This window comes from Roseivivax halodurans JCM 10272 (genome assembly GCF_000521785.1).
GTDB lineage: Bacteria > Pseudomonadota > Alphaproteobacteria > Rhodobacterales > Rhodobacteraceae > Roseivivax > Roseivivax halodurans.
This window is the reverse complement of record NZ_JALZ01000005.1, coordinates 1-26795: the sequence shown is the minus strand read 5'-3', so window position 1 is coordinate 26795 and position 26795 is coordinate 1. Positions and strand designations below refer to the sequence as shown.

Below are 26795 nucleotides of genomic sequence, written 5' to 3'. Positions count from 1 at the left end.
CGAATATTGAGGCCCGAAGTTGCGCCCCTGTCAAACGAATCCGGCAGCGAAGTTGGCGAATCCCGGTCGCCGCCGAACGGCGTCATCCGAACCGGAAGCTGTCGCCGAGATAGACCCGGCGCACGTTCTCGTTCTTGACCACCTCGTCGGGCGTGCCCGACATCAGCACTTGCCCGTCATGCAGGATGTAGGCGCGGTCGACGATCTCGAGCGTCTCGCGCACGTTGTGATCGGTGATCAGCACCCCGATGCCGCGGTTGCGCAGGTCCGAGACGAGATGCCGGATATCGCCGACGCTGATCGGATCGACCCCCGCGAAGGGCTCGTCGAGCAGCAGGAACTTCGGATCGGCCGCAAGGCAGCGCGCGATCTCGACCCGCCGCCGCTCGCCGCCCGAGAGCGCCAGCGCTGGCGCGCGGCGCAGATGCTCGATCGAGAACTCGCTCAGCAGCTGCTCGAGCCGGTTGCGCCGCTTGTGGCCCTTCGGCTCCGCGATCTCGAGGATCGACAGGATGTTGTCCTCGACCGACAGCCCGCGGAAAATCGACATCTCCTGCGGCAGGTACCCGATGCCGAGCCGCGCGCGGCGGTACATCGGCAGGTAGGTCGCGTCCTGCCCGTCGATCAGCACCTGCCCGCCCTCGGGATTCACCAGCCCCGCGATGGCGTAGAAGCTCGTCGTCTTGCCCGACCCGTTCGGCCCGAGCAGCGCCACCACCTCGCCCCGGTCGAGCGAGATCGACACGTCGCGGATCACCACCTTCTTGCGGTAGCTCTTGCGCAGGTGACGCACCTGCAAACCGTGCGGCCCGTCCGCCACGCTGAGATCGGGTTTCGGGGACATCGCTACTCGGATCCGCCTGCGGAGCCCGGCTGCAGCACCGTGCGCACCCGTCCCGCCATCTGCGCCGTGCCGCTGTCCAGATCGACCACCATACGCTCCGACGTCAGGGCGTTGTCGCCCTGCGTCAGCAGCACGTTTCCGGTCATCTCGACCGTGCCCGCATCGATGTCGTAATCGGCGCGGTCGGCCTCGGCCGCCTCCTCGCCCGACACCAGCGTCACGCCGCCCGTCGCCTCGAGCCGGCTGATCCGGCCCGCGGCCTCGCCGTAGACCACCAGCACCCGCGGCGCGGCGAGGCGCATCTCGCCCTGCCCGATCACCACCTCGCCGGTATAGAGCGCGGTGCCGTCGGACTGGTTCACCTCGAGCTGGTCGGCGCTGATCTCCACCGGGAGCGAGCTGTCCTGCCGGATCCCGCCGAAGGCCACCTCGGCGCCCTGCGCGGCGGCCATGCCGGCCCAGAGCGACAGCCCGGCGGCAAGAATTGTGGCACGGATCATGCGGAAGGACCTTTCATATCTCATGGCTCGTATACCATCTCGACGCCATCCGTGAAGAGCATGCGGACCTCGCCCTCCGCGCCCTGCTCCTCGATCGTCATACGGCCCGCCCGCAGCGTCCCGGCCGGCCCCGTGCCTTCGACCGGCCCCTCGCTCTCGGCAAAGATCCGGCTCATGGCTGAGGATAGCGCATCGGTGCTGAGCGTGTAGCCTTGCGAGCTCCGGATCGTCACGCCGCCCTGCAGGTCGATCCTGTCCTCGCCGTCGTCGAGACGCGCGTCCGGAGCCGAGAGGTCGATCCGGCTGCCGTCGTCGAAGCTCATCGCCGCATCGAGCCCCTCGGCGCGCACCCGCCCCTCGGCCTCGGGGTCGGGCCGCGCCGACCGCGCGCTGAGCGTCAGCATCGCGCCCGAATCCGTGATCCCGGAATAGCTCGGATCCGTCACCATCTCGGAGGCCCGCCCTGCGAGATCGGCGCGGGTCTGGACGGGAAGGTTGGCGGCGGGATCGGTGTCACGCGCGAAGAGGAAGATCGTGGACAGAAGCGCCAGCGCCACCAGCGGCAGCGCGAGCTTGAGCATGGCGACGTAGCGCGAATAGCGTCCCTGGCTCCGCGCCACCTCCGCCTCCTCAACTATGCGCGAAGATGTCGGTCTCGGGCCAACCGGCAAGGTCGAGCCGTGAGCGCATCGGCAGGAAGTCCCAGCACGCCTGCGCCATCTCCAGCCGGTCCTCGCGCGCGAGCATGACGTCGAGCGCGTCCTTCAGCCGGTGCAGATGCAGAACGTCCGAGGCGGCGTAGTCCACCTGCGCGTTGGTGAGCGTCTCCGCCCCCCAATCCGAGCTCTGCTGCTGCTTCGAGACGTCGACGCCCAAGAGCTCCTGCAGCAGGACCTTCAGCCCGTGCCGGTCCGTATAGGTCCGCACGAGGCGCGACGCGATCTTGGTGCACGCGACCGGCGCCGTCACCGCCCCGAAGGTGTGCAGCAACACCGCGATGTCGAAGCGCCCGAAATGGAAGAGCTTCAGCACCGCCGGATCGGTCAGCAGCTTCACCAGGTTCGGCGCCTCGGTCTGGCCCTTGGCGACCTGCACCAGATGCGCGTTCCCGTCCCCGCCCGACAGCTGCACGACGCAGAGCCGGTCGCGGTGCGGATCGAGGCCCATCGTCTCGCAGTCGATCGCCACGACCGCCCCGAGGTCGAGATCGTCCGGCAGATCGCCCTTGTAGAGGTGGTTGGTCATCGTCTGCCCCCGGTATCTCTCATCGTGTGCGCTGTGCTTGGCGCACATAAACGCGGCACAGGGGCGAGGCAAGGCGGCGGCACCGCGCCGCCGAATCCCGGCGAAAAACGCGCGCCCGCGCCCACGGCGTCACGATCCGGACCAGATTCGGGCGAGAATAAGGCGCGAACACTTTGCAATCCGCGACCGCAGGAGGCGAATTGTAACATTGGCCGTCGCATTGAAATCAACCGCAGCGCGAGGCCTGCCGCTCCCCCGCCCCGCCGGGTCGCGCCTCCTTCCTGCCCTGGCACGCCGCTAAATCCGCAACATGCAGACGGCCTTTTGTTCCAATATTTCTGGTTTCGTCGCCCCAATCGCGACAATGGCTCTCAGAGCCGCCCCCCGATGCCTATGCGGCACCAGTAAGCGGTCGTGCACGCGACAGGATACGTCCGAGACTCGATGCCGCGCCGCTCGACGCCGCGCCGCAGGTCAGCCTGCTCCTCGTCCCGCCTCCGGGTCTGCGCGCCGTCCTTCGGCACGCGCAGGATGTATCTTCGTGAGCCCGATTGACTAAAAAGCGCCACATTTGCATACCCAATCGTGGCGATGAGCCACATTTTTGTCTTTTTTGGTGTGCCAGCCCGTGGGGGCGCGAGTTGGCGGTTACCTTTGGAGTGAGAGAGGCCCAAACCGGTCAGGCACGTCCTGACGTCATCCAGACACCGCCAGACCCCCGTCCGCGTCGCGCACACCGCCCCCGGACGATCTGGCGATCGGTTCCAGGGCCTCCCGCACGCCAACAGCCTCGAAGGAGTGAGTATCAGTGTTGTTGCAATTGCGTCCGCCGGTTCATGGTGAAGAGTACAGCGATCGGGACACCGGTACTCAAATCTCGCGGTCGGGCCCGACCCCGTATCGCTCCGCCCTGAAGCGTCTCTTCGACGTCATCGCCGTGCTGCTCTCGGCGCTGCCCGTCCTGCTTCTCCTCCTCCCGATCTGCCTTCTGATCATGAGCGACGGGAAGTCCCCCTTCTACCGCCAGAAGCGGATCGGCCGCGACGGCGCGATCTTCGGCATCTGGAAGCTGCGCAGCATGGTGCCCGACGCCGACAGCCTGCTCGAGGCGCATCTCGCCGCCGATCCAGACGCCCGCGCGGAATGGGACCGGTGCCAGAAGCTCCGCCGCGATCCGCGCATCACGCCGGTCGGCCACCTCATCCGCAAGACCTCTCTCGACGAGCTGCCGCAGCTCTGGAACGTGCTCTGCGGAGACATGTCGCTCGTCGGGCCGCGCCCGATGATGGTGGAGCAGCGCTCCATCTATCCGGGCACGGCCTATTACGCGATGCGCCCCGGCATCACCGGCTACTGGCAGACCTCCGTCCGCAACGAGGCGAGCTTCGTCGAGCGGGCGACCTTCGACGCCGCCTATCTGCGCGACCTCTCCTTCGCCACCGACGTGAAGATCCTGGCGCGCACTGTCCGCGTGGTGATCGCCGGCACCGGCTGCTGACCGGCCTGTCGATCAGCGCCGCGCCAGCGCCGCCTCGCGCAAGAGACCCATCAGCTCGTCGATGAGGCGCCCCGCGCCCTCGTCGGCGAGCGTTCCGTCCTCGGCCCATTTCTTCGACGTCTGCCCGATGAAGACCTCCGGCCCCGGCAGCACGAAGGGCCGGAACGGGTTGAGGCAGAGCCGCGCCATGTTCTGCGCCCGCTGCCCGCCCGCGATCCCCGCCGCCGACGACATAAGCGCCACCGGCGTGTCGCGCCAAGGATTGCCCTCGGTCCGGCTGATCCAGTCGAGCGCGTTCTTCATCACGCCCGAGATGCCCTTGTTGTATTCCGGCGTGACCACCAGCACCGCATCGGCGCGCGCGATCTGGTCGGACAGCACCTGCACCTTCTCCGGGATCCCCTCCGCCTCGAGATCGCCGTCATAGAGCGGCAGATCGAGGTCGCCGTCCACGAACTCCGCCGGTCCGAACCGGCGCACGGCCTCGTGCATGAGCAGGCGGTTGGTCGATGCGGCGCGCAGCGCACCGCAGAGCCCGACGAGGGTCAGTTCGGACATATGCAGGTCTCCCATTGTTCCCGGGCGCTAACCTGCAACGAAAAAACGCCGCGGCAAGCGCGGCGTTCTCCCATCTCTCGCGATGTGAACCGATCAGGCGTTCGGCAGGATCACGATCTCGACGCGGCGGTTCTGCTGACGGCCCTCGGGCGTCAGGTTCGACGCGACCGGCTGGTCCTCGCCGCGGCCGATGGCGCGCACGCGGGTCGACGGCACGCCGTTGGCGATCAGGATGCCCGAGACCGACTGTGCCCGGCGCTGCGACAGGTCGTAGTTGTAGGACGCGTCGCCGGTATTGTCGGTGTGGCCGATCACCTGGATCGTCTGGTTCGGGTATTGCGACAGGTTGCCCGCCACCGCGCGCAGATCGCCCTGGATCGACGGCGACACCTGGGCGCTGTCGGTCGCGAAGAGAATGTTCTGCGGCAGCGTCACGATCAGGCGGTCGCCGGTGTTGCGCACGTCGATCTGGCTGTTGCCGACCGAGTTGCGCAGCTCCGCCGCCTGCTTGTCGAGCTCGTTGCCGACGAGGGCGCCCGCGCCGCCGCCGATCAGGGCGCCCGCGGCCGCGTTGGCACGGCGCTCTTCGGGATCGTTGCCCATCAGCGCGCCGATGCCCGCGCCGACGCCGGCGCCGATCAGGGCGCCCGACTGGGTGTTGCGGCGCGGATTGTTGGGATCGTTCAGCCCGCCCATCTGGTCGGTGCAGGCGGTGACCGCCAGCAGCGACACGGCTGCGAGGATGAGAGGAGATTTGGCGCGGAGCATGACTGTGCCTCGTTTCACTTATTTCTGTTCCCGCAGGGATGCGGGATCGCATTCGGTATACCCCGCCCCCGTCTGTCAGGCGATAACGACGACGGTTCGGTGGGCGGTTATCCGCTGACACAATGACAGATTGTGCCCGTCGCTCAAGCCTCGCCGCGCGCCGCCTCCCAGGCGAGGATCGCGCGCTTGACCGGCAGCCCCCAGTGATAGCCGCCAAGGCCGCCCGACTTGCGCAGCGCCCGGTGGCACGGAATGAGGAAGCTCACCGGGTTCCGCCCCACCGCCGTACCCACCGCGCGTACCGCTTTGGGATGCCCGATGGCCTGCGCGATCTCGGAATAGGTGGTGACCTGCCCCGAGGGGATGCGCATCAGCGCCTCCCAGACCTTGATCTGGAACGGTGCCCCGATGAGGAAGAGCGGCGCCGCCCCCTCCGCCCCGAAGGCCGACAGCACCCAGGGGCGCAGGCGCTCCGGGTCCTCGGTGAAGACCGCACTCGGCCAGCGCCCGGTCAGGTCCGCGAAGGCCGCCGCCTCGCCCGCCTCGGCCGAGAACGCGATGCCGCAGATGCCGCGCTCCGTTCCTGTGACGAGCGCAGGGCCGAACGGGCTCTCGAACCAGCCCCAGAAGATCTCGAGCCCCTCGCCCGCCCGCGCCCAGTCGCCGGGGCTCATCGCCTCCCACCGCAGGAAGAGATCGTGTAGCCGCGACGAGCCCGAGAGCCCCACGCCATGCGCCGTCTCGAGCGTGGTGAACCGCTCGCGCAGCAGCGCCTTGGCATGGCCGAGCGTCAGGTATTGCTGGTAGCGCTTCGGGCTGACGCCCACCCATTCCGAGAAGAGCCGCTGGAAATGCGCCGGGCTCATGTCCATCGCCCGCGCGATGTCGCTCAGCTGCGCCTGCGGCCCCATCTCGTCCACGAGGTCGATGGCGCGGCGCATCACCGCAAAATGGTAGGAACTGCGCTCGGGGATCGGTGTCATGTCGGTCATCGCCGGACCTCTCGGGGCTGCGTCTGCCCCGTTCTAGCGCGATCCTCCGCACCGCAGCGACCCGTTTCCTGCGCATCTCCGTCGGGAATGCGCCCGCCGATCCTCAGATGGCCGGCGTTCGGGGCCTAGACCCGGCCCGAGACGGGACTTTCCGACATCACGCTCGGCTGCTGGACGCCCTGGTCCAACGGCGCGAGCGCCTTCTCGTAGAAAACGCTCGATCCACCGGCCGGGTAGTCGCCGAAGGCATCGCACGGCACATAGCCGCAGCGATCGTAGAGCGCGGTCGCGGCGAGGAGCTTGTCGCCCGTCTCGAGCCGCATGATCATGAGCCCCGCCCGGCCCGCCTCCGCCTCGACATGGTCGAGAAGCTGCGCCCCGATCCCGAGGCCCCGCGCCTCGGGCGCGACGTAGAGAGACTTCACCTCGGCGAAATCCGCGTGCCGCTTCAGCGCGACGCAGCCGAGCAGCGCGCCTTCCGCCTCCGCCCCGTAAAAAGAGACCCCGGGCGCGGCGAGCGCCTCGGGGTCCAGCATGTGGTTCTCGTGAACCGGAAACAGCGAGCGCATCAGCGCGTGGCTGGCATCGAGCAGCGCGAGCGCTTCTGGCGTCTGGGGAGAGACGGGACGGATTGTGATGGGCATCAAGAAACTCCGAGGGGCTTTAGACACAAGACAGGGCGATTTGCCGCAGCGTCAATGATCGGATTCCGATCAGCCGCTTTCCAATATCTTGTGGAAATCCCGGCCACTCCCGCCATATCGTGACAAAAGCCTTTGACAGACCCTGCCAAACCCCGTCACATTGGCCCTCAAGGCAGTGACACAGGCAAAAAAATGCGCTTCTCGAGGCTGCGCCTCACGGGTTTCAAGAGCTTTGTCGATCCGACGGACCTCCTCATCCAGGACGGGCTGACGGGCGTCGTCGGCCCGAACGGCTGCGGCAAGTCGAACCTGCTCGAAGGTCTGCGCTGGGTCATGGGCGAAAACCGCCCGACCGCGATGCGCGGCGGCGGGATGGAGGACGTGATCTTCGCCGGCGCCTCCTCGCGGCCCGCGCGGAACTACGCCGAGGTCTCGCTCTCGATCGACAATTCCGACCGCGTCGCGCCCGCCGGCTTCAACGACACCGATCACCTCGACATCACCCGCCGCATCACCCGCGACGTGGGCTCCGCCTACCGCGTGAACGGCAAGGAGGTGCGCGCCCGCGACGTGCAGATGCTCTTCGCCGACGCCTCCACCGGCTCGCATTCGCCCGCGCTCGTGCGGCAGGGCCAGATCTCCGAGCTGATCAACGCCAAGCCGAAATCGCGCCGCCGCGTGCTCGAGGACGCCGCCGGGATCGGCGGTCTCTACCAGCGCCGCCACGAGGCCGAACTCAAGCTCAAGAACACCGAGGCCAATCTCACCCGCGTCGACGACGTGGTCGAAGGGCTCGCCTCGCAGCTCTCCTCCCTCGCCAAGCAGGCCCGGCAGGCCGCCCGCTATCGCGCCATCGGCACCGATCTGCGCGCCGCCGAAGGGCAATTGCTCTACCGGCGCTGGCGCGACGCCGATCTTGCCCGCGCCGCCGCCCGCGCCGCCCTGCGCGAGGCGGTCAACGCCGCCGCCCAGGCCGAACGCGCCGCCCGCGAGGCCGCGACCTTGCGCGAAAGCCGCGAGGAAGCGCTGCCGCCCCTGCGCGAGGAAGAGGCTATCGCCGTCGCCCTTCTCCAGCGCATCACCGTCGAGCGCGACACGCTGGTGGCCGAGGAAGAGCGCGCCCGTCAGGCCATCGAGGCGCTGAAGTCACAGATCGCCCGCCTCGTGCAGGACATCGAGCGCGAGGGCGGCCTCGACCGCGACGCCGGGGAGACCATCGCCGCGCTCGAGGACGAGGCGCAGGAGCTGGCCGAGGCCGGCGACGGCCACGAAGACCGCCTCGCCGAGGCCTCCGAAGCCGCCCGCGAGGCCGCCTCCGTCCTCGAGGACCGCGAAGCGGCCCTCTCCGAGCAGACCGAGGACCTCGCCCGCCTCTCCGCCCGCCACCAATCGGCGCACCGCGCGCTGGCCGACGCGAAGAAGACCGCAGAGCGCAGCGCCGCCGAGGCCCAAAAGGCTGCCGCCGCCGCGCAGGAGACCGAATCCCGCCGCGCCGAGGCCGAAGAGGCCCGCGATGCCGCCGAGGAACAGGCCGAAGCCGCCCGCGAGGCCGCCGCCGAAGCCGAGGAGGCACTGACCGAGGCCGAGGCCGCACTTGCGGACACCCAGACCCGCGAGGGCGAGGCCCGCGCGGCCCGCAGCGAGGCCGAAGGAGAGGCGAGCGCGCTCCGCGCCGAGCGCGACGCCCTCGCGCGCCTCCTCGACCGGGACAGCTCCGAAGGCGAGCAGATCCTCGACCGCCTGCAGGTCGCCCGCGGCTACGAGAAGGCCCTCGGCGCCGCCCTCGCCGACGATCTCCGCGCGCCCGAGGTCGCCGCCGACGGCCCCTCCGGCTGGACCGTCCTGCCCGCCTACGACGTAGGCCAACCCCTCCCGGACGGCGCGACGCCGCTGACGGATCACGTGGACGTCCCCGCCGTCCTCGTCCGCCGCATGTCGCAGATCGGCCTCGTCACGGCCTCGGACGGCGCCCGCCTGCAGCCCTCCCTCAAGCCCGGCCAGCGCCTCGTCAGCGCCGAGGGCGACCTCTGGCGCTGGGACGGCTACCGCGCCCGGGCGGAGGACATGCCCTCCGCCGCCGCGCTCCGGCTCGAACAGATCAACCGGCTGAGCGCCCTCAAGTCCGAGACCGATGCCGCCGAGGCCAGGCTGGGCGCCGCCCGCGACACTCACGAGTCGCTCTCGTCGCAGCTCGCCGACCTCTCCCTTGCCGACAAGGCCGCCCGAGAGGCCCGCCGCGAGGCCGACCGCCGCGTCGCCGAGACCGCCCGCGCCGCCAGCCGCGCCGAGGCCGACCGCGACATGGCCGAGGGCAAGCTCGAAAGTGCCCGCCTCGCCGTCACCCGCACCGCCGACGAGGCCGCAGACGCCCGCGAGGCGGTGGCCCTCGCCGAGGACACCGTCGCCGAGCTGCCCGACCTCGACGGCGCCCGCGCCGAGCTCGAGGACGTCCGCATGACGGTCGAGGCCGCGCGGATGACCATGATGGCCCGCCGCTCCGCCCATGACGAGCTCCGCCGCGAGGGCGAGGCCCGCCATGCGCGACAGCAGAAGGTCACCAAGGATCTCGCGAGCTGGCGTCATCGGCTCGAGACCGCCCGCGCCCGCACCGGCGAACTCGACGCCCGCCGCGAAGAGGCCGAGGACCAGCTCGAAACCGCCGCCGAGAAGCCCGAGGAACTCGCCGAGCGGCGCGAGCACCTCAGCGCCGAGATCGAGACCGCCGAGGAGCGCCGCCGCGCCGCAGCCGACACGCTCGCCGCCGCCGAAACCGCTCTCCGCGAGACCGTGGCGCAGGAACGCGACACCGAGCGTCTCGCCTCCGAGGCCCGCGAGGCCCGCGCCCGCGCGGAGGCCCGCGCCGAGGCCGCCGACGAAGCCGTCGCCGCCGCCGCCGAACGCATCGACGAGGAGCAGGAGACGACGCCCGAGAAGCTGCTCGAACGCCTCGACATCGACCCGGACGCCCTCGACGACGCCGAGCGCATCGAGGCCAAGGTCAACCAGCTCAAGCGCCAGCGCGACGCGCTCGGCGCGGTCAACCTGCGCGCCGAGGAGGACGCCCGCGAGGTCCAGGAAGAGCACGACCAGCTCGTCACGGAAAAGACCGACCTCGAAGAGGCGGTGAAGACGCTGCGCTCCGGCATCGCCAGCCTCAACCGCGAGGGACGCGAGCGCCTGCTGACCGCCTTCGAGCAGGTGAACACGAACTTCCGCCTGCTCTTCACGCACCTCTTCAACGGCGGCGAGGCCAACCTCGTCATGGTCGAGAGCGACGATCCGCTCGATGCCGGGCTCGAGATCATGTGCCAGCCGCCGGGCAAGAAGCTTCAGGTCCTCTCGCTCCTCTCGGGCGGAGAGCAGACCCTGACTGCGCTCGCCCTCATCTTCGCGGTGTTCCTCGCCAACCCCGCGCCGATCTGCGTGCTCGACGAGGTCGACGCCCCGCTCGACGACGCCAACGTCACCCGCTTCTGCGACATGCTCGACGAGATGTGCCGCCAGACCGACACGCGCTTCCTCATCATCACCCACCACGCGGTGACGATGGCGCGGATGGACCGGCTCTTCGGCGTGACGATGCAGGAGCAGGGCGTCAGCCAGCTCGTCTCGGTCGACCTCAAGCGCGCCGAGAAGATGGTCGCCTGACCCCCGCCGCTCAGCCCGCCTCCATCACCTCGACCCCGAGGATGCACGGCATGTGGCGGGCGATCTCGGACCAGCTCTCCCCCTCGTCCACCGAGGCGAAGAGAGAGCCCGTGTTTGTCCCGAAATAGACCCCCGCCGGCTCGCCCTCGTCCCGCGCCATCGCCTGACGCAGCACGGTGAAAAAGCAGTTCTCCTGCGGCAGCCCCTCCCGCTGCGGACCCCAAGTCTCGCCGCCATCGGTCGATCGCCACACCGCCGCAGAAGCGTCCGGCGGATAGCGCCCTTCGGTGTCGCCGTTGAGCGGCAGAACCCAGACCGTGCCCTCATCGCGCGGATGCACGACGACCGGGAACCCGAAGGCCGAGGGCAGGCCCGCACTCATGTCGTCCCAGCTCCGCCCGCCGTCGCGCGACCGGAACACCCCGTGGTGGTTCTGCTGGTATAGCAGATCCCCCTGTCCCGCCGCCCGCATCATGTTGTGCACGCAATGCCCGATCTCGTCGGCGCTGCCGCCCGCCAGATGATCGAGGGGCGCGGCGACGTTCGACCGGCGGTTCCGCCTCTCCCACGTCTCGCCGCCATCTTCGGTGGCGAAGACGCCCGCGGCCGAGATGCCGAGCCACATCCGCTCCGGCGCCTCCGGCACGGCCACGATCGTGTGCAGCGTCAGTCCCGCCGCGCCGGGGTTCCACTCCTCGCGGCCGGGAAACTCCGCGAGCGCGTCGTTCCGCACCCAGCTTTCGCCGTCATCGTCGCTCCGGTAAAGCTGCGCGGGTTTGCCCCCGGCATAGAGCGCGCCGCCCACCCGCTTCAGCGACCAGAGCGCATCGAGCGTCCCGGTGAAGGGCGCGGGCGGGTCCGCCTCGCGGCCCATATGCTTCGCCATGTCGGGATCGTTCCGCAGCCAGTCGTCGAACTGCCCGTTGGACAGTTTCGAGAGCGTCCAGCTTGCGCCCCCGTCGCCCGACCGCCAGACGCCCGCCCCGCTGAACTCGTCGCCGCCCGCCGCCCAGATCGCGCCGCTGCCCGCGTCGCCCGCCAAGTGATTGATCCGCCAGCCGTCGCAGAACGGCCCGCGCAATGTCCATGACGTCCGCGCGCCGCCCCCGTCGATCAGGAACGCGCCTTTCGTGGTGCCCACCAGAACCGTCGTCATCACCCCATCCTTTCCGCAGGAGCCTGCGACACTTTAGCACGGAGGCTCCGGCGAAAGTGCGGGGAAGTTCGGGCGCGCGGCGCGCTTCCGCCGAAGGCGTCAGGTCAGCAGCGCCGCCCCCGTCAGCACCAGCGCGCCGAGGAACACGGTCTCGGCCACCAGCATCAGGATCGCGGTGCGCCCCACCAGCAGAAGCTGCGGGATCGACGTCTTCATCCCCACCGCCGCGATCGCCGTCAGCAGCGCCCAGCGGGAGACGTCGTTCACGACGTCCCGCACGATCTCCGGGATGAGGTGCAGGGAATTGAGCGTCGCGAGGATCAGGAAACCGATGACAAAGCCCGGCAGGAGCGGCGGCCGCTCCGCCCCGGTCGCGCCCTTCGCGCGCAGGATCATCGCCGCGATCAGCACCACCGGCGCGAGCAGGCTCACGCGGATGAGCTTCACCAGCGTCGCGACGTCCCCCGTCTCGTCCGACACCGAATAGCCCGCGCCCACCACCTGCGCGACGTCGTGGATCGTCCCGCCGAGGAAGACCCCCGTCACCGTGGGATCGAACCCGGCGGCGGCGGCGATCATCGGGTAGACGATCATCGCCACGGTCGAGAGCACCGTCACCCCCACGACCGTGAAGACGAGGTCCTGCTCCGACCGCTCCGACTTCGGCAGCACCGCGGCGATGGCCATGGCCGCCGACGCGCCGCAGATCGCAACCGAGCCGCCGGTCAGGAAGGCAAAGCGTGACCTGCGTCCGAAGAGCGGCGCGACCAGCAGCGCCATCCCGATCGTCGCCGCCACGCCGAGGATCGTCAGCCCGACGAAGGCCGGCCCGAGCTCGACCAGCAGATCGACCGAGATCCGCACGCCGAGCAGCGCGACACCGATCCGCAGCACCTTCTTCGCCGCGATCTCGATCCCCTCGGCCGAACGTCCCTCCTCCGACAGGAAGTGCAGCGCGATGCCGAGGAGGATCGCCATCAGCATCGCCGGCGCGCCGTAATGGTCCGCGAGGAACTGCGCGCAGATCGCCACGAGCGCCGCCACCGCGAGCCCCGGAAAGACCCGGTCGAAGGTCTGGCGGAGCGTCGCGGGTCGGAACGTGTCGGGGCTCATGGTCGGTCTCCTGTGGACGAAGGTCGGCTGTCCGGCCGGATCGGTCGGTCTGAAGGAAGGTGTATGTCTGCTGAAGCATGCGCCCGGTGCCGGGGGGCGCGATCGCAACCTCTGGGCTGCAGCTCGTCTGTTCGGTCTGCCCCGGCACCGAAGCACGTCCCGTGCCGGAGGTCTCTCGGGCGGATCACGTCCGGTGACGTCCTCACCCGTTTTTGGCGAAAATTCGGTACGAAACGGGCCGGATTTCTTACATTTCGTACGAAACCCGGCCCGCCGCGCGCCTTACTGGATGTCCGCAGCGATATCCGCGTCGATGTCCTCCTCGACCTGCGCAACCGCCTCGCGCAGCGCCCCGAGCACCTCCTCGCCGTTGTCGACGTTCGAGGCGAACCACTCGTAGACCGGCTGCACGGCATCCTGGAACGCCTGCCGCTCCTCGGGCGTCGGCACGTAGACCTCGCCGCCGGCCTCCGCGAACTCCTCGTAGGCCGAGATCGACTTGCGCTTCGGCGAGGCGAAGGTCGCCTGCTGCAACTCCTTAAAACCATTGACGACAACGCGGCGCATGTCCTCGGGCATGGACATGAACTTCTCGTTGTTCATCACCCAGATCGCCGCCATGTAGGCATGCCCGTCGAGCGTGAGGTACTTCAGGCCGGCATCGGGGAACTTCATGTTCATGATGTCGGTGATGCCGTTCTTGGTGCCGTCCACCACGCCGGTCTGCAGTGAGGTGAAGAGCTCCGGCCACGGGATCGGCGTCGGCGACGCACCAAGCGTCTTCACCAGCTCCTGCGGCAGGTCCGCGACCACGGTGCGCATCTTCATGCCCTCGAGGTCGGACGGATTTGCCACTGTTTTCTGAGTGTTGGCAAAGTTGCGCCAGCCGCCGGTATTGCCGATGGTCATGATCCGGATCTGGTCGCCCGACGCCTCGAGCGCGAGATCGCGCAGCGTGCGGGTGAAGTCGGTCTCGGTCAGCACCGCCTCGGCGACACGGTCCGAGCGCATCAGGTACGGAAGGTCAAACACCTGAACATACGGAAAAATTCCCGCCGCGCCGCCCGACGTCGTGACGAACACGTCGATCGATCCGTCGGCGATGCCCTGCAGGCACTCCGTTCCGTTCGAGCAGAGCTGCGTGCCGATGAAGAGTTCGACCTCGATCGCCCCGTTCGACGCCTGCTCGACATAGTTCTTGAAGACCACGAGGCCGTCGTAATCCTCGTCGTTCTCGTTCGAGTTCGCGGTCGCGCGGATGGTGTATTCCTGCGCGCTCGCCACTGTGGCGCTCCCGGCGATCATCGCCGTGGCCGCGAGGGCCGTAAGGGTGTTCTTCAGCATTGTCTGGCCTCCCTGGTTGCTGAAATCAGTTCACGAAGCCCGTAAGCCTCGGAATAGTCATCGAAATAGCGGGGAAATATGTGATCAGGAAGATCACCAGGATCTCCACCGCGAGGAACGGCAGGATCGCCTTGGAGATCGTCTCGACCCTCTCTCCGGATACGCTCGAGGCGACGAAGAGCACCAGCCCCATCGGCGGCGTTGCGAGCCCCACGGTCAGGTTCACGCTCATGATGATCGCGAAGTGCACCGGATCGACCCCGAGCCCGGTGAAGACCGGCCCGAGGATCGGTCCGAGGATGATGATCGCCGGCCCCGCATCGAGGAACATGCCCACCGCAAAGAGCAGCACGTTGATGAGGAACAGCAATATCAACGGGTTCTCGGACAGGTTCAGGATGAAATCCGCCATCATCTCGGGCGCGTGGCTGAGCGAGACCACCGTCTTGAAGCTGACCGCCGCCCCGACGAGCAGCAGCACGGTCGCCGACGCGATCGCCGAGCGGCGCAGCACGTCGGCAAGGTCGACCACCGTGATGACCCGCAGCACCCCGAAGGACACGATGAGCGCGTAAATGACTGCGATCGCAGCGGCTTCGGTCGGCGTGAACACCCCGATCAGGATGCCGCCAAGGATGATGATCGGCGTCTGCAGCGGCGCGACCGCCTTCTTGCAGACCGTACGGAAATCCGGGCTCGCCCGGCGGCGATAGGCCATCAGGAGGAAATGCGCCGGGATCAGCATGGCAATGAAGACCGGCCATCCCCCCGCGCCCCAGCCCTCGGGCAGAAGCCACGTCAGCATGTAGAAGACGCCCGCAAAATTGAGCCGCAGGAGAACAAAGCTGACCCAGTATTCCGTGGGTGAGATCGCCGCGCCCTTCTCGACGATGCGCTCGGCCTTCGGCAGGTCGTAGCGGTCGGCCAGCAGCCGGACCATCAACATGAGACCGATCCCGACGAGGATGCCCGGCACGATGCCCGCAAGGAACAGCGCGGCCACCGACTGGCCCATCACGTAGGCATAGATGATCATGATGCCCGAGGGCGGGATGATCGGGCCGATGACCGACGAGGCCGCGGTGATCGCGGCGGCGAAGCGGCGGGTATAGCCCTGCTTCTCCATCGCCGGGATGAGCGTCGAGCCGAGCGCGGACGTGTCCGCAACCGCGGAGCCAGAGAGGCCCGCGAAAAGGATCGACGAGAGGATGTTCACATGTGCGAGTCCGCCGCGCAGGTGGCCCATGAAGGCCTGGCTGAATTGCACCAGCCGCTCGGTGATGCCGCCGCGGTTCATGATCTCGCCGGCGAGCAGGAAGAACGGCAGCGCCATCAGCGGGAAACTGTCCATCCCGTTGTAGAGGTTGCGATAAAGCAGCGCGAGGTCGCGCTCCTGACCGTTCAGCCAGAGCAACGCCCCCGGCGCGAAGAGCAGTGCAAAGAAGACCGGAAGGCCGATCAGCAGGAGGACGAGGAAGACCGGGAGGAACCAGACCAGCATGTTATTCGGCCTCCGGCAGCTCTGCGGGATCGATGACCTTCAGCGTCGCCGCCTCGCCCGCGAGCGTCACGATCTGGCGCAGGATCAGCTCCACGTTGACGATCAAAAGCAGGACCATGCCGACGAAAACCGACATGTACATCCAGGCGAGCTTGATCCGGATCGTCTCGCCGCCGAAGAGGTCCATCGGCACGCGCAGCGAGGACGAGTTGAAGAGCCACCCGCTGTTCACATGGTCGTAGCCGAGGCTCACCCCCATAACGATCACGGTCAGCGACATCGCGAGCAGGACGAGCACCAGCACGTGCGTCGCCGTGCGTGGGACGAAGCGGTGGAGCATGTCGATGGCGACGAACCCGCCGCGGCGGAACGCCGTCGGCGCTGCAAGGCCGGTCATCCAGAGCATGCAGAACCGCGCCGCCTCGTCGGGCCAGGGCAACGCGTTATTGAGAACATAGCGGAAAAACACCTGCGACAGCGTCACGATCACCATGACCGCCAGCGCCAGCAGCGCGAGCCACCGGCCGAGCGCGAGCACCCAGTCGTTCCAGAGCTCGAACGGCACGAGCAGGCCGCGCACGAGTCCCATTTTCTCCTCCCCCTCCCGCGGCTTGCGGGTCCTCCGTCGCTTGGTCCCCGCATGCGCCGCGGGTGTCGTACGTCAACTCAGCGCCTGGAAGGCTCCGTACTGCCCGCCGACAAACAGGAGCGGCTCGCCTGCGCGCATGCGCACGCGTTCGACCCGGCCGACGACAATGACGTGGTCTCCGCCGTCATGCACCGCCTCGCGAGAGCATTCGAAATGCGCAAGCGCCGTATCGATGAGCGGCACGCCCTTCTCGTTCTCCGCCAGATCGCCGGGCCGGAAGCGTCGCGCATCCTTGGCCACCTCGGAGCAGAGCGCGGCCTGATCCGCAGCGAGGACGTGGATGGCGAAATGCTGCGCGTCGGCAAAATAGCCGAACCTTTTCGAGGCCTTCGCCGGGGACCAGAGCACGAGCGGCGGCTCCATCGACAGCGAGGCGAAGCTGTTCGCCGCAATGGCGATCGGCCCGTCCTGCGTCTGCGTCGTGACGATGGTCACACCCGTCGCGAACCGACCCAGCGCGTCACGAAAGTCGCGCTGGTTGTCCGGGCCGGGCTCGAAGGTCTGCTGTTCCGCCATGCTCATGCCACCGTCCATGTCACGGCACCTCGTGCCCCAGCGCAAGGGTATAAAGCTCGAACCAGCTCTCACGGTCCAGTGACACTTTTTCCGCGTCCGCCAGAGCCTTGATGCGCTCGACGTTGTTCGTGCCCATGACCGGCAGGATGCCCGAGGGGTGCTTGAGAAGCCACGCGACCGCCACCGCAGCGGTATCGACGCCGTGCTCTGCCGCAATCGCGTCGAGCTTGACCCGCAGCTCGGACCGGTCGTTCGCGAAGATCTCGCCACCGCCGAGCGGCGACCAAGCCATCGGCTTGACGCCCCGTTCCTGCAGGAAGGCGACATCGCCGTTGGTGAAGCCCTCGTGCGCCATGAGGGACAGCTCGATCTGGTTGGTGACGAGCGGAGACTTCATCGCCGATTGCAGCAGCGTCCAGTCGTTCGCCTTGAAGTTCGACACACCCACATGCCGAACCTTGCCGGACGCCACGGCGGCATCGAGGGCCGCGCCGGTCTCGTGGTGATCCATGAGTGGATCGGGACGGTGGACCAGCAGCAGATCGATCTGCTCGATCCCCATCAGCTGCAGCGAATGGTCGATGGAGCTTTCGATATGTCCCGCGGAGGTGTCGTAGTGCTTGACGCGCTTGGAGGCATAGCGACCCACCGGGGCGACGATGTCGCATTTCGTGACGATCTCGATCCGCTCGCGCAGGTCGGTCCCGGTCAGCGCCCGGCCCAGCACCTCTTCGGCCTCGTAGCCGCCATAGATGTCGGCCTGGTCCATCGTCGTGATGCCCTGCGCGAGGCAGGCCTCGATCTTGGCGCGCACGTGCTCGGGGCTGGTGTCGCTGTCGTCCGACAGGCGCCACATGCCGTAGACGATGCGGCTGAGGTCGAGATCGTCTGCGAGGTTGATCCGGCTGACGGTCACTTGCGCTCTCCTTCTCCCAGCGGGGTGGCCGGGGTTTCGCTCGGCACCCGCCCGTATGCGTGCGGCAGCGAGCATGTCTTGAGGTTCGGCAGCACCTTCTCACCGAAGTGTCTGCACTCGTCCAGATGCGGATAGCCCGAGAAGATGAAGGCCCGGATGCCCATTTCCTTGTAGCGTTCGATCTTGGACATGACCTGATCGACCGACCCGACAAGGGCCGCGCCGCAGCCCGAACGGGCCCGACCGACGCCCGTCCAGAGGCCCGGTTCGACATATCCGTATTGGTCCGCGAGCTCGCGCGCCCGCGCCTGGTGGCTGACCCCGAGGGACGAGGCGTCGTGCGACCGCTCGCGGATCAGCTGGCCCAGTTCGTCGTCGAGCTTGGAGACGATGTAATCGGCATATTCGCGGGCCTCTTGCTCGGTGTCGCGCACGATCATGTGCACCCGCAGACCGTAATCCAGCGTTCGCCCGTAGCGCTCGGCCACCGCGTTCACGTCGCGCATCCGCTGCGCGAGTTGTTCCTCGGGTTCGGGCCACATCAGGTAGACGTCGCAATGCTGCCCGCAGAGTTCCAGCGCATGGGGGCTGTAGCCGCCGAAATAAAGAAGCGGGCCGCCGTTCTGCTGGTAGGGCTTGGCGGGATCGGTCCAGAGGTTCTTGAAGGTGTAGACCTCGCCCTCGTAATTGATCTCGTCCTGCGTCCAGGCCTGCTTGAGGATCTCGACGACCTCGCGCGAGCGCTGGTAACGGAAGGCGCTGTCGGCCTTCTCTCCGGGAAAGTCCGACGAGATGATGTTGAGCGTCAGCCGCCCCTTCATCATGTGGTCGATCGTCGCGATGGTCCGGGCGAGCATGATCGGCTGCATCTCGCCGCAGCGGATCGCCGCCAGCATGTTGATATCGCTCGTGACCTGCCCGCCAGCCGCGACGAAGGACAGAACGTCCTGCCCGACCTGATAGGACGAGGGGCAGAGAATATTGCGGAAGCCCTGCTTCTCGGCCTCCTTGAGGATCGACGAGCAATGCTCCCAGCTCGAGCGCAGATGACCCTCGGGCACGCCGAGGAACTGGTAATCGTCCGAGCAGAGAGCGGCGAACCACGACACTTCGGCTGCGTCCAGATCGGCGGATGTGACGGGTACGACGGACATGGCTCTCCCTCTTCGCGAATCTCCGGATGTCGCCGGATTGCCCCTTGCGTAGCATCGTCCTTGATGTGCATCAATGCTGTATCAATTTTCCCGAGTCGCGGTCCCCGGGGCCACGGCCAGAGGCGACGCGAGAGGCAGGCATGATCAACTACGGCATCATCGGCGCGGGCATGATGGGCCAGGAGCACATCCGAAACATCCATCTTTTGGGTGACGCGCGGGTCGAGGCGATCTTCGAACCGGACCCGGTCATGGCCAATGGCGCAAAAGGGCTCGCCCCCGAGGCCGCGATGGTCGGATCCATCGACGAGATCCTCGAACGCAATGCGCTCGATTGCCTGCTGATCGCCTCGCCGAACCACGTTCATGTCGACCAGATGGAGCAGATCGCTGCACGCCGACCGCTGCCGATGCTGGTGGAAAAACCGCTCTTCACGACGTCCGAGCAGGCCGAGCGGGTGGCAAAGCTCTCCAGAGACTACCCCGCGCCGATCTGGGTGGCGATGGAATACCGCTACATGCCCCCCATCGCGATGATGGTCGATCGCGCCGAGGAAGCGACGGGCGGCATCAAGATGCTGACCGTGCGCGAACACCGCTTTCCCTTCCTCGACAAGGTCGGGGCCTGGAACCGGTTCAACGCCACCTCGGGCGGCACGCTCGTCGAGAAGTGCTGCCATTTCTTCGACCTGATGCGCCTGATCCTGCGCGCCGAGCCGGTGCGCGTCATGGCCTCCGCCGCGGGGGACGTGAACCATGCCGCCGAGGAATATCAGGGCAACCGTCCCGACATCTGGGACAACGGCTACGTCATCGTGGACTTCGACAACGGCGCCCGGGCGATGCTCGAGCTCTGCATGTTCGCCGAAGGTTCGCGCTATCAGGAGCACCTGAGCGCCGTCGGCCCGTCGGGCAAGATCGAGGCGCTCGTCCCCGGCCCGACACGCTTCTGGCCGGAAGGGCTTGGTCCCGCGCCAGTGCCCCAACTCGTCCTGTCCCCGAGGAACCCGAAGGGCGAACAGATCCTCGACGTGCCGGTAGACCCGACGCTGCTCGAGGCGGGCGATCACAACGGCTCGACCTTCTATCAGCATCAGCGGTTCCTGAACGTGCTGCAGGGGCAGGGAAAGGTCGAGGTCACGCTTGAGGACGGCGCCAGGGCGGTGGCGATGGGCCTTGCCGCGCAGGAATCCGCCCGGACGGGACAAGCAGTCCTACTCTAGAAGAACGTGCTCCCTGGGTGAAACTCGGGCGCTCGATCCTACGTAGCTGGTCCGGGGTCAGTCCATGCAGCGGAGATGCGTTCCCCCCGGGGTGCGCAGTCTGCCAAGACTGGACTTCCCGTCCCATAGCCTGAACACTCGTTCGGGTTTGAGCCACGGATCGCAATGCCCGACACGCAGCACATACACTCCGCCTTCGGACGCCCGCTCGAGGACCTGATAGCCTGCCCGTCCTGCGATGCGCTTTATGTCGCGCGCATGCCGGAGACGGGTGGGCGTGCGGTGTGCGACCGGTGCCACACCGTTCTGATCGCGCCGAAGCGCAAGGCGGGTCTCAGGATCATCGCCCTGACGCTGGCCGTGCTGATCCTTGTTGTCTCGGCGATGTTCTTCCCGTTTCTCGACATCCATCGGCTCGGCCTCGGCAACAGCGCCTCGATCCTTGATGCGGCGACCGCATTCAGCTCGGGGCCGATGGCCGCGCTCGGCCTCGGGACGGCCGCGATGATCGTGATCGTGCCGCTGATCCGGATGCTGCTCATCCTCTACGTGCTGACGCCCATCGTCTTCGACCGTCAGCCGTTCGCGCAGGCGCGCCGCGCCTTCCGCTGGAGCCAGGAGCTCAAGCCCTGGGCGATGGCCGAGATCTTCGCCATCGGCTGCGCCGTTGCTCTGGTTAAGGTCGCGGACCTCGCGCAAATCGGCTTCGGCCCCGCATTCTGGATGTTCTCGGTCCTCGTCGTGATCGTCCTCTTCAACGACAACTACCTCTGCACCTGGTCGGTATGGAAATCCCTGGAAACTCCGAAGAACCGCGGCTGACCGCCCGGGAGGCGGGACTGGTGGCCTGTCGCGCCTGCGCCCGCGTCTGGACGCCGGACCACGACCGCTGCGAACGCTGCGGCGCCAGGTTGCAGTCGCGCGACACCGGCAGCCTTCAGCGGGTGTGGGCATGGTGGGTCGCGGGACTGACCTGCTACATTCCGGCCAACCTCTATCCGATGCTGGTGACCGACACGCTGATGCAGGAAACCTCGAGCACCATCGTCGGGGGCGCTGTCGAGATCGCCTCCCACGGCGCCTATGGCATCGCCGCCATCATCCTCATCGCAAGCGTGCTCATTCCGATCGGCAAATTCCTCGCAATCGCCTTTCTTGCGATATCGGCCCGGCGAGGCAGCCACGTCGCTCCCCAGAAACGCCAGCATCTCTATGAGGTGGTCGAATTCATCGGGCGCTGGTCGATGATCGACGTCTTCGTCGTGGCGATCCTGTCGGCGCTCGTGCAGCTCTCCTCGGTGGCGTCGATCCAGCCGGGCCCGGCGGCGCTCACCTTCGCGCTGTCGGTTGTATTCACGATGCTTTCCGCGCAGAGCTTCGATTCAAGGCTCATCTGGGACACAGCCAGACGAAACAGACGGGATAGAACCACGTGACGGACCAAAACACAGACCGACAGCCGGGCGACGTGCCTCTCGAGGAGGAGCGGCGCAGCATCTGGGACAAGGTCTCGATCATCTGGCTGATCCCGATCATCGCCCTCGCCATCGCGCTCTTTGCCGCGTGGCGGAACTACTCGGGACGCGGTCCTGTGATCGAGATCGCCTTCGAGAACGCCGCCGGCATCACCGCCGACGAGACCGAGCTGCGCTACCGCGACATCGGCGTTGGCATCGTCGAGGACGTCGGTTTCGAGAACGGCCTCGGCCAGGTCGTCGTGTCGGTCCGCGTGGAGCAGGACATCGCCGAGTATATCGACCAGGACGCGCGCTTCTGGGTCGTCCGCCCCGAAGTCTCGGCGCGCGGGGTCTCGGGCCTCGATACGGTCCTGTCGGGCGTCTACATCGAGGGCGCGTGGGACAGCGAGCCGGGCACGCGGGCAAGCCGGTTCGACGGGCTCGCCGCAGAACCCCTGATCGGCAATGAGGCCGACGGGATCGAGTTCGAGCTGGCGTCCGAGGACGGACTGCCCACCTCGAAGACTCCGATTATCTACAAGGGCGTCGAGGTCGGCATGGTCGACGCGGCCGAGATCGAGGCGGGCGGCGCCGGCGTGCGCGCTGACGCGGTGATCTATTCGGACTATGCCGACCTCGTGACCACCCAGACGCGGTTCTGGGACATTTCGGGCTTCTCCTTCTCTCTCGGCGCCTCCGGGGCACGGCTGAACTTCAGTTCCTTCGCCTCGCTCATCTCCGGCGGCGTCACCTTCGAGACGCTTTCCTCGGGCGGCGAGCCGCTGACACGTGGCGCCGAATACGAGCTCTTCCCCGACGAGGACAGCGCCCGCGAGGACTTCCTCGTGGAAGGCGACGGCGCGACAGTGGATGTCGCGATGGTCTTCGAGAACATCTCCGGCCTCTCGACCGGGGCGGCGGTGGAACTCGGCGGTCTCCGGGTCGGCGACGTCGCAAGCCTGACCGGCATCGTGGACGAGGAACGCTTCGGCGACAGCGAGGTGCGCCTGCTCGTCACCGCACGGCTCAACCCCGGACGGATCGGATTGGCCGAAGGCGCCAGTGCCGAGACGCTCTTCGACTACCTCGACGGGCGGATCGCGGAGGGGCTGCGCGCCCGGCTGACAAACGCCTCGATCCTGACCGGCGGGCTCAAGGTGGAGCTGGCGGAAGTCGACGACGCCGAAACCGCCACGGTCGACCGGAGCGGAGAGCCCTACCCGCTGATCCCCACAGCCGATGCGCAGATTACCGATGTGACCGCCACGGCGCAGGGGGCGCTCCAGCGCGTCTCCGATCTGCCGATCGAGGAGGTCATGCAATCGGCCATCGGCCTGATGAATCAGGCCACCACGCTGATCGGCAATCAGGACCTGCAGGACACGCCCGGCGAGCTGCGCGGCATCCTGTCCGCCGTACGCGGCATTGCCGAAAGCCAGGAGACCCAGGGTATCCCCGACCAGGTCTCTGCATTGATCGCGGATCTTCAGGAGACCTCCGACAGCCTGAACGCCATCGTCGCCCGCCTGCAGGAAGAAGACACAATCGGCGAGTTGACCCAGGCCATCGCCACCGTCGGTACCGCGGCCGAGACCCTGCCGGGTCTGCTGACCGAAGCGCAATCGCTTGTGGAGAACGCCAATTCCGTGCCGCTGCAGGACCTCTCGGACCAGATCTCGACCCTCCTGACCTCCGCCCGCACAGTCCTGAACGAGACCGGGACGCTGATCGCCAGCGAGGACGTCCAGGGTGTGCCTTCGGATGTGCGCGGCCTTCTGGCGTCTGCCCGCGGCCTCCTCGGCAGTGACGAGGCGCAGCAGCTGCCGAGCGAAGTGACCGCGCTTCTGAACGAGCTGCAGGCCACCAGCGCCTCGCTCAACCGGGTCGTCACGCAGGTCGAGGAGGAAGGGACGGTGCAGACGCTGCAGCAGGCCGTCGCCTCGATCGGCGAGGCCACCGACCGTCTTCCGCTCCTTCTCGACGAGGCGCGCTCGGTCGTGAGCGAGGCCGGGGACGTCCCGTTCGAGGCGATCTCGGCGCAGGTGTCGGACCTCCTGCGCGCCGCCGAGACGCTTCTGACCGAGACCGAGACCCTGATCGCGAGCGAAGATGTGCAAGGCGTGCCGACCGAGCTCCGGGGCATCCTGTCCTCGGCCCGCGGCGTGGTCGACAGCGAGGAGGTGCAGGGTCTGCCGACGCAGGTGGGCGGCCTTGTGACCGAGCTGCAGGGCGCCAGCACGACGCTGAACGATCTGCTTGCGCAGATCCAAACCGAGGATGCCGTCGGCAAGGTGATCCGCGCTGTCGAAGACGTCGAGGCAGCGGCGCAAGGCCTGCCGGACATCGTCGAGGAGGCGCGCGGCATCGTCGAGAACGCCGGTGAGGTGCAGATCGAGGTGCTGGCCGATCAGGTGTCCGACCTCGTCGCCTCGACCAACGCCTTCATCGATCAGGAGAGCACGCGCGCGCTGCCTGGCGAGCTCAACGCGGCGCTGGCCGATCTGCAGGCAACGCTGACCGAGCTGCGCGAGGGCGGGCTGGTCGAGAACGCCAACGCGACGCTCGCCTCCGCGCGCGACGCAGCGCGGGCGATCGAGGAAGCCAGCCGGACGCTCCCGGCCCTCTCGGCGCAGCTGCAGACCCTGGCCGATCAGGCGGGCGCGACGCTCGGCACCTATGGAGAGAACGCGCCCTTCACACGCGACACGCAGGCCGCCATCCGGCAGGTCAACGAGGCCGCGGAGGCGGTTGAACGCCTCGCGAACACGATCGAACGCAACCCCAATTCGCTGATCCTGGGACGGTGACCGACATGACGACCAAGACATTCTGCGCCGCCCTGGCGCTCACCCTTCTCGGCGCCTGCGGCGGGGGCGACATCCGCTTCGCGACACCGCCCTCGGCGCCCACCGCGCGCGTCGCCTCGGCCTATCAGACGCTCGAGATCGTGGAGGTGCAGCTCCCGACCTATGCCGCGTCCGAGGACATCTTCGTGGCAGAGCCCGGCGGCGCGATCACACCGCTCGGACCACTCTGGGCAGACGATCCGGCGCGGGCGATGACCTTGCAGCTCTCGCGCGACATCGGCGCCATCACCGGTGCGCAAACCGCTCCCGAGCCATGGCCTTTCCGCGACTATGCCTCTGCCAAGGTCGATGTCCGCCTCGAGGACATGCTGGCGACCGGCGCCGGCCAGTTCCGCCTCTCGGGGCAGTTCTTCGTCGCGCCGGACGAGGGGGGACGTAACCGGTCAGGAGCCTTCGCGATCGAGGTCCCGCTGCCGGAAGAGCCCTCCGCCGCCGCGATCGCGCAGGCAAGGAGCGCAGCTGTCACCCAACTCGCCGAGCAGATCGCACGGCGAGGCCTCTGACCAGCCTCGAAGCGCGAAAGGCGTAGAGTTCGAAACGTCTCTTTCTAAAACAGCCGTATCCCTCGGGCGACGTGAGGGATACTGTGAAGACAGAATAGCGCTGATCTAAAAGCCTTTTCGCGGCGCGAAAGTTACGCGCGCCACGCAAAAATATGGGCTCGCCTATAGAGCTTGTATGCGAGCCCATATTTTTTAAGTGACACCAGAAGAACCAATTACTTACCGTTGCTCAGCGCTCATAATTTTCCGCTGAGTTCTCGCATAATTTTCACACCACGTATTTCAGGTACCAAAGACGCAAGGACGGATCAGGTACTGCACTGCCTGAAAGCGATCATTAGCTCATACCATCGAGTAATCTGGTAGAATGGGGTTCAATGCGGCGGAACATGGACCAGCGGCATCAACGCGATTGGACGCCCGGTGCGTTCTGGTAAGAGCACGGGATGTAACAGGACGTGCAAGCCTTCAACAGCCGGTTCGAACCCGAGCGACACAAGTTTAGAAAGCTGAACATCAAGGGACCCGGCGATCTGATCTGGTTCGAGCGCCGTCTGGACGATCTCGATCTCCGAGATCCCGACGCATGGCGCCTGCACGTGTACCTCACCATGGACGGGACGTTCACAACACTCTGGTATGGCCTCCTCGATCCATTCATCGCCAAACACAAGTTAGGCGTTTTCAATAACCCATACTACAACCATGAGGAGACGCACCACTACCAGTACTTCCGAGGCTACATCGGAGACGACCGGTTTGGAGAAGAGGTTCTCGCAGCAATCCGCGCCATGCAGATGACGGCTGCCATCCTTAGAATGTCCGAAGAGCATGGCTTGGAGTGCCTTCCCTTGGCCGGTACCGGATGAGGGCATGCTCAATTAAGTAAATCAACCGGACTTGAATACTTCATCGGTCTTCGTCCTGTCTGCGTGGCGTCATCAAAACCACGAGCGTGGCGTGCTCGATAACGAACCAAGCCAAACAGGCTTATATGTCCAGATCTATGTCTGGATCGACGGTACCACGCAAGCTTCGGAAACCATCAGGGAATGTTTCCCGGTAAAGCGCATCGGAACTCTCGTCGAGCAGTTGCTGTCGTGAATGCTCCGGCAACGAGACGAGCTCTGACGTCGGGGTGTCGGTCTTTTGGGCGGGATATCCGACTTGACTTAGCACGGTTAAAGCGATTTCGACAGCACGCGCCGGATGTGTGGCTCTGGGTGAGATACACGAACGGTCGCTATGCCAACAGCCCTTGAGGACGAGTAGAACTCGACATCCGCAGCTGGTGCCAAGTGTATCAATAATTGGCGGACCGCATGAATGGCTCTGTCTCGATCCGATCTATGGCGGTGCGGCGATCGAATACTACCGGCTGCGAGACGCACTCGAGACCTGAGTCCGGTGTGACCGGCTTTTGGCTTCAGACCGTCAGCGCTGACATCTCGTATATTTCAGTTTCGGCGCTTCATTCCTTTGAGGCCCTTCACAACGATTGAAACATGGCCGGTATAAGGCAGCTTCGCGATGCCAATCTTCGCCAACTGACCGCTTCTGCGATACGCCGCGAATGGCTGGTTCATGGTGACCTTCCCCCTGGATTAGGGCCGCGTTGATCCAGAAATTTTCGGTCGATTTGCAGTGTTGAGCGCCAGTGCGGAGACCGCAAGAGTCTCAAGCGCTGTCTGTCAATCGG

At 66.9% G+C, this 26795-nt stretch carries 25 protein-coding genes; 8 read left to right on the top strand and 17 right to left on the bottom strand.

The genetic code is table 11. From position 1 onward, the window contains the following. Nucleotides 1-82 precede the first annotated feature (82 nt). Genes lptB through OCH239_RS06250 form a run of 4 tightly spaced genes read right to left on the bottom strand, consistent with a single transcriptional unit; the run spans nt 83 to nt 2589 of the window. Nucleotides 83-844, bottom strand: coding sequence for an LPS export ABC transporter ATP-binding protein (lptB, locus tag OCH239_RS06265; RefSeq protein WP_037260031.1), 762 nt, complete (start codon nt 842-844; stop codon nt 83-85). A 2-nt stretch (nt 845-846) separates the two neighbouring features. Continuing rightward, nucleotides 847-1344, bottom strand: a complete 498-nt coding sequence (lptA, locus tag OCH239_RS06260; protein ID WP_037260029.1) for a lipopolysaccharide transport periplasmic protein LptA — start codon at nt 1342-1344, stop codon at nt 847-849. A 20-nt stretch (nt 1345-1364) separates the two neighbouring features. Then, nucleotides 1365-1964 (bottom strand): LPS export ABC transporter periplasmic protein LptC, encoded by a 600-nt coding sequence (gene lptC, locus OCH239_RS06255; protein WP_037260027.1) that lies wholly within the window; start codon nt 1962-1964, stop codon nt 1365-1367. A gap of 10 nt (nt 1965-1974) precedes the next feature. After that, nucleotides 1975-2589, bottom strand: coding sequence for a ribonuclease D (locus OCH239_RS06250; protein WP_037260025.1), 615 nt, complete (start codon nt 2587-2589; stop codon nt 1975-1977). A gap of 874 nt (nt 2590-3463) precedes the next feature. Between OCH239_RS06250 and OCH239_RS06240 the strand changes: the two genes are divergently transcribed. Then, nucleotides 3464-4087 (top strand): sugar transferase, encoded by a 624-nt coding sequence (locus OCH239_RS06240; RefSeq protein ID WP_244430320.1) that lies wholly within the window; start codon nt 3464-3466, stop codon nt 4085-4087. Between the two features lie 12 nt (nt 4088-4099). On the opposite strand, the gene OCH239_RS06235 is transcribed toward OCH239_RS06240, so the two are convergent. The 4 genes from OCH239_RS06235 to OCH239_RS06220 form a co-directional block, all read right to left on the bottom strand. After that, nucleotides 4100-4645, bottom strand: coding sequence for an NADPH-dependent FMN reductase (locus OCH239_RS06235; protein WP_037260020.1), 546 nt, complete (start codon nt 4643-4645; stop codon nt 4100-4102). Nucleotides 4646-4738: 93 nt separating this feature from the next. Further along, nucleotides 4739-5413 carry a YiaD family glycine zipper/OmpA-like lipoprotein gene (locus OCH239_RS06230; RefSeq protein WP_037260018.1) on the bottom strand — a complete coding sequence of 225 codons (675 nt, stop codon included), beginning with the start codon at nt 5411-5413 and terminating at the stop codon, nt 4739-4741. A gap of 143 nt (nt 5414-5556) precedes the next feature. Continuing rightward, nucleotides 5557-6405 (bottom strand): methylated-DNA--[protein]-cysteine S-methyltransferase, encoded by an 849-nt coding sequence (locus OCH239_RS06225; protein ID WP_244430315.1) that lies wholly within the window; start codon nt 6403-6405, stop codon nt 5557-5559. Between the two features lie 125 nt (nt 6406-6530). Further along, on the bottom strand, nt 6531-7049 hold the full coding sequence (locus OCH239_RS06220; RefSeq protein WP_051489331.1) for a GNAT family N-acetyltransferase: 519 nt from the start codon (nt 7047-7049) through the stop codon (nt 6531-6533). 192 nt (nt 7050-7241) lie between these two features. Between OCH239_RS06220 and OCH239_RS06215 the strand changes: the two genes are divergently transcribed. Continuing rightward, the gene (locus OCH239_RS06215) at nt 7242-10697 is read left to right on the top strand and encodes a chromosome segregation SMC family protein (RefSeq protein ID WP_037260016.1); all 3456 of its coding nucleotides are present in this window, start codon (nt 7242-7244) and stop codon (nt 10695-10697) included. 10 nt (nt 10698-10707) lie between these two features. On the opposite strand, the gene OCH239_RS06210 is transcribed toward OCH239_RS06215, so the two are convergent. The 8 genes from OCH239_RS06210 to OCH239_RS06175 form a co-directional block, all read right to left on the bottom strand. Beyond that, complete coding sequence (locus tag OCH239_RS06210; RefSeq protein ID WP_037260014.1) at nt 10708-11853, bottom strand: WD40/YVTN/BNR-like repeat-containing protein; 1146 nt, start codon at nt 11851-11853, stop codon at nt 10708-10710. Nucleotides 11854-11952: 99 nt separating this feature from the next. Beyond that, on the bottom strand, nt 11953-12966 hold the full coding sequence (locus tag OCH239_RS06205; RefSeq protein WP_037260012.1) for a YeiH family protein: 1014 nt from the start codon (nt 12964-12966) through the stop codon (nt 11953-11955). Between the two features lie 282 nt (nt 12967-13248). Continuing rightward, nucleotides 13249-14310 (bottom strand): TRAP transporter substrate-binding protein, encoded by a 1062-nt coding sequence (locus tag OCH239_RS06200; protein ID WP_037260010.1) that lies wholly within the window; start codon nt 14308-14310, stop codon nt 13249-13251. A gap of 25 nt (nt 14311-14335) precedes the next feature. Next, a complete protein-coding gene (locus tag OCH239_RS06195) occupies nt 14336-15811 on the bottom strand; it encodes a TRAP transporter large permease (protein ID WP_037260009.1) in 1476 nt (491 codons plus the stop codon). Nucleotide 15812: 1 nt separating this feature from the next. Beyond that, the gene (locus OCH239_RS06190; RefSeq protein WP_037260007.1) at nt 15813-16400 is read right to left on the bottom strand and encodes a TRAP transporter small permease; all 588 of its coding nucleotides are present in this window, start codon (nt 16398-16400) and stop codon (nt 15813-15815) included. Nucleotides 16401-16472: 72 nt separating this feature from the next. Further along, on the bottom strand, nt 16473-16982 hold the full coding sequence (locus OCH239_RS06185; protein WP_037260397.1) for a flavin reductase family protein: 510 nt from the start codon (nt 16980-16982) through the stop codon (nt 16473-16475). A gap of 13 nt (nt 16983-16995) precedes the next feature. After that, entirely contained in the window at nt 16996-17892 is an 897-nt protein-coding gene (locus OCH239_RS06180; RefSeq protein WP_037260005.1) for an aldo/keto reductase, read from the bottom strand. Beyond that, nucleotides 17889-19046, bottom strand: coding sequence for an LLM class flavin-dependent oxidoreductase (locus OCH239_RS06175; RefSeq protein ID WP_037260003.1), 1158 nt, complete (start codon nt 19044-19046; stop codon nt 17889-17891). The genes OCH239_RS06180 and OCH239_RS06175 overlap by 4 nt, the downstream gene beginning before the upstream one ends. Nucleotides 19047-19186: 140 nt before the next feature. Here OCH239_RS06175 and OCH239_RS06170 point away from each other — a divergent pair, with 140 nt between their 5' ends. From OCH239_RS06170 to OCH239_RS06145, 6 genes are all read left to right on the top strand, one after another. After that, nucleotides 19187-20269: a Gfo/Idh/MocA family protein gene (locus OCH239_RS06170; protein WP_037260001.1), complete on the top strand. Its 1083-nt coding sequence runs from the start codon at nt 19187-19189 to the stop codon at nt 20267-20269. 165 nt (nt 20270-20434) lie between these two features. Then, nucleotides 20435-21091 (top strand): paraquat-inducible protein A, encoded by a 657-nt coding sequence (locus OCH239_RS06165; protein WP_037259999.1) that lies wholly within the window; start codon nt 20435-20437, stop codon nt 21089-21091. Continuing rightward, nucleotides 21055-21705: a paraquat-inducible protein A gene (locus tag OCH239_RS06160; protein ID WP_051489330.1), complete on the top strand. Its 651-nt coding sequence runs from the start codon at nt 21055-21057 to the stop codon at nt 21703-21705. The genes OCH239_RS06165 and OCH239_RS06160 overlap by 37 nt, the downstream gene beginning before the upstream one ends. Next, nucleotides 21702-24533 (top strand): MlaD family protein, encoded by a 2832-nt coding sequence (locus OCH239_RS06155; RefSeq protein ID WP_051489329.1) that lies wholly within the window; start codon nt 21702-21704, stop codon nt 24531-24533. The genes OCH239_RS06160 and OCH239_RS06155 overlap by 4 nt, the downstream gene beginning before the upstream one ends. 5 nt (nt 24534-24538) lie before the next feature. Next, entirely contained in the window at nt 24539-25096 is a 558-nt protein-coding gene (locus tag OCH239_RS06150) for a PqiC family protein (protein WP_037259997.1), read from the top strand. A 458-nt stretch (nt 25097-25554) separates the two neighbouring features. Continuing rightward, nucleotides 25555-25965: a hypothetical protein gene (locus OCH239_RS06145; RefSeq protein WP_037259995.1), complete on the top strand. Its 411-nt coding sequence runs from the start codon at nt 25555-25557 to the stop codon at nt 25963-25965. A gap of 588 nt (nt 25966-26553) precedes the next feature. Here OCH239_RS06145 and OCH239_RS23705 read toward each other — a convergent pair. Beyond that, entirely contained in the window at nt 26554-26682 is a 129-nt protein-coding gene (locus tag OCH239_RS23705; RefSeq protein WP_280110346.1) for a hypothetical protein, read from the bottom strand. Between the last annotated feature and the right edge of the window lie 113 nt (nt 26683-26795).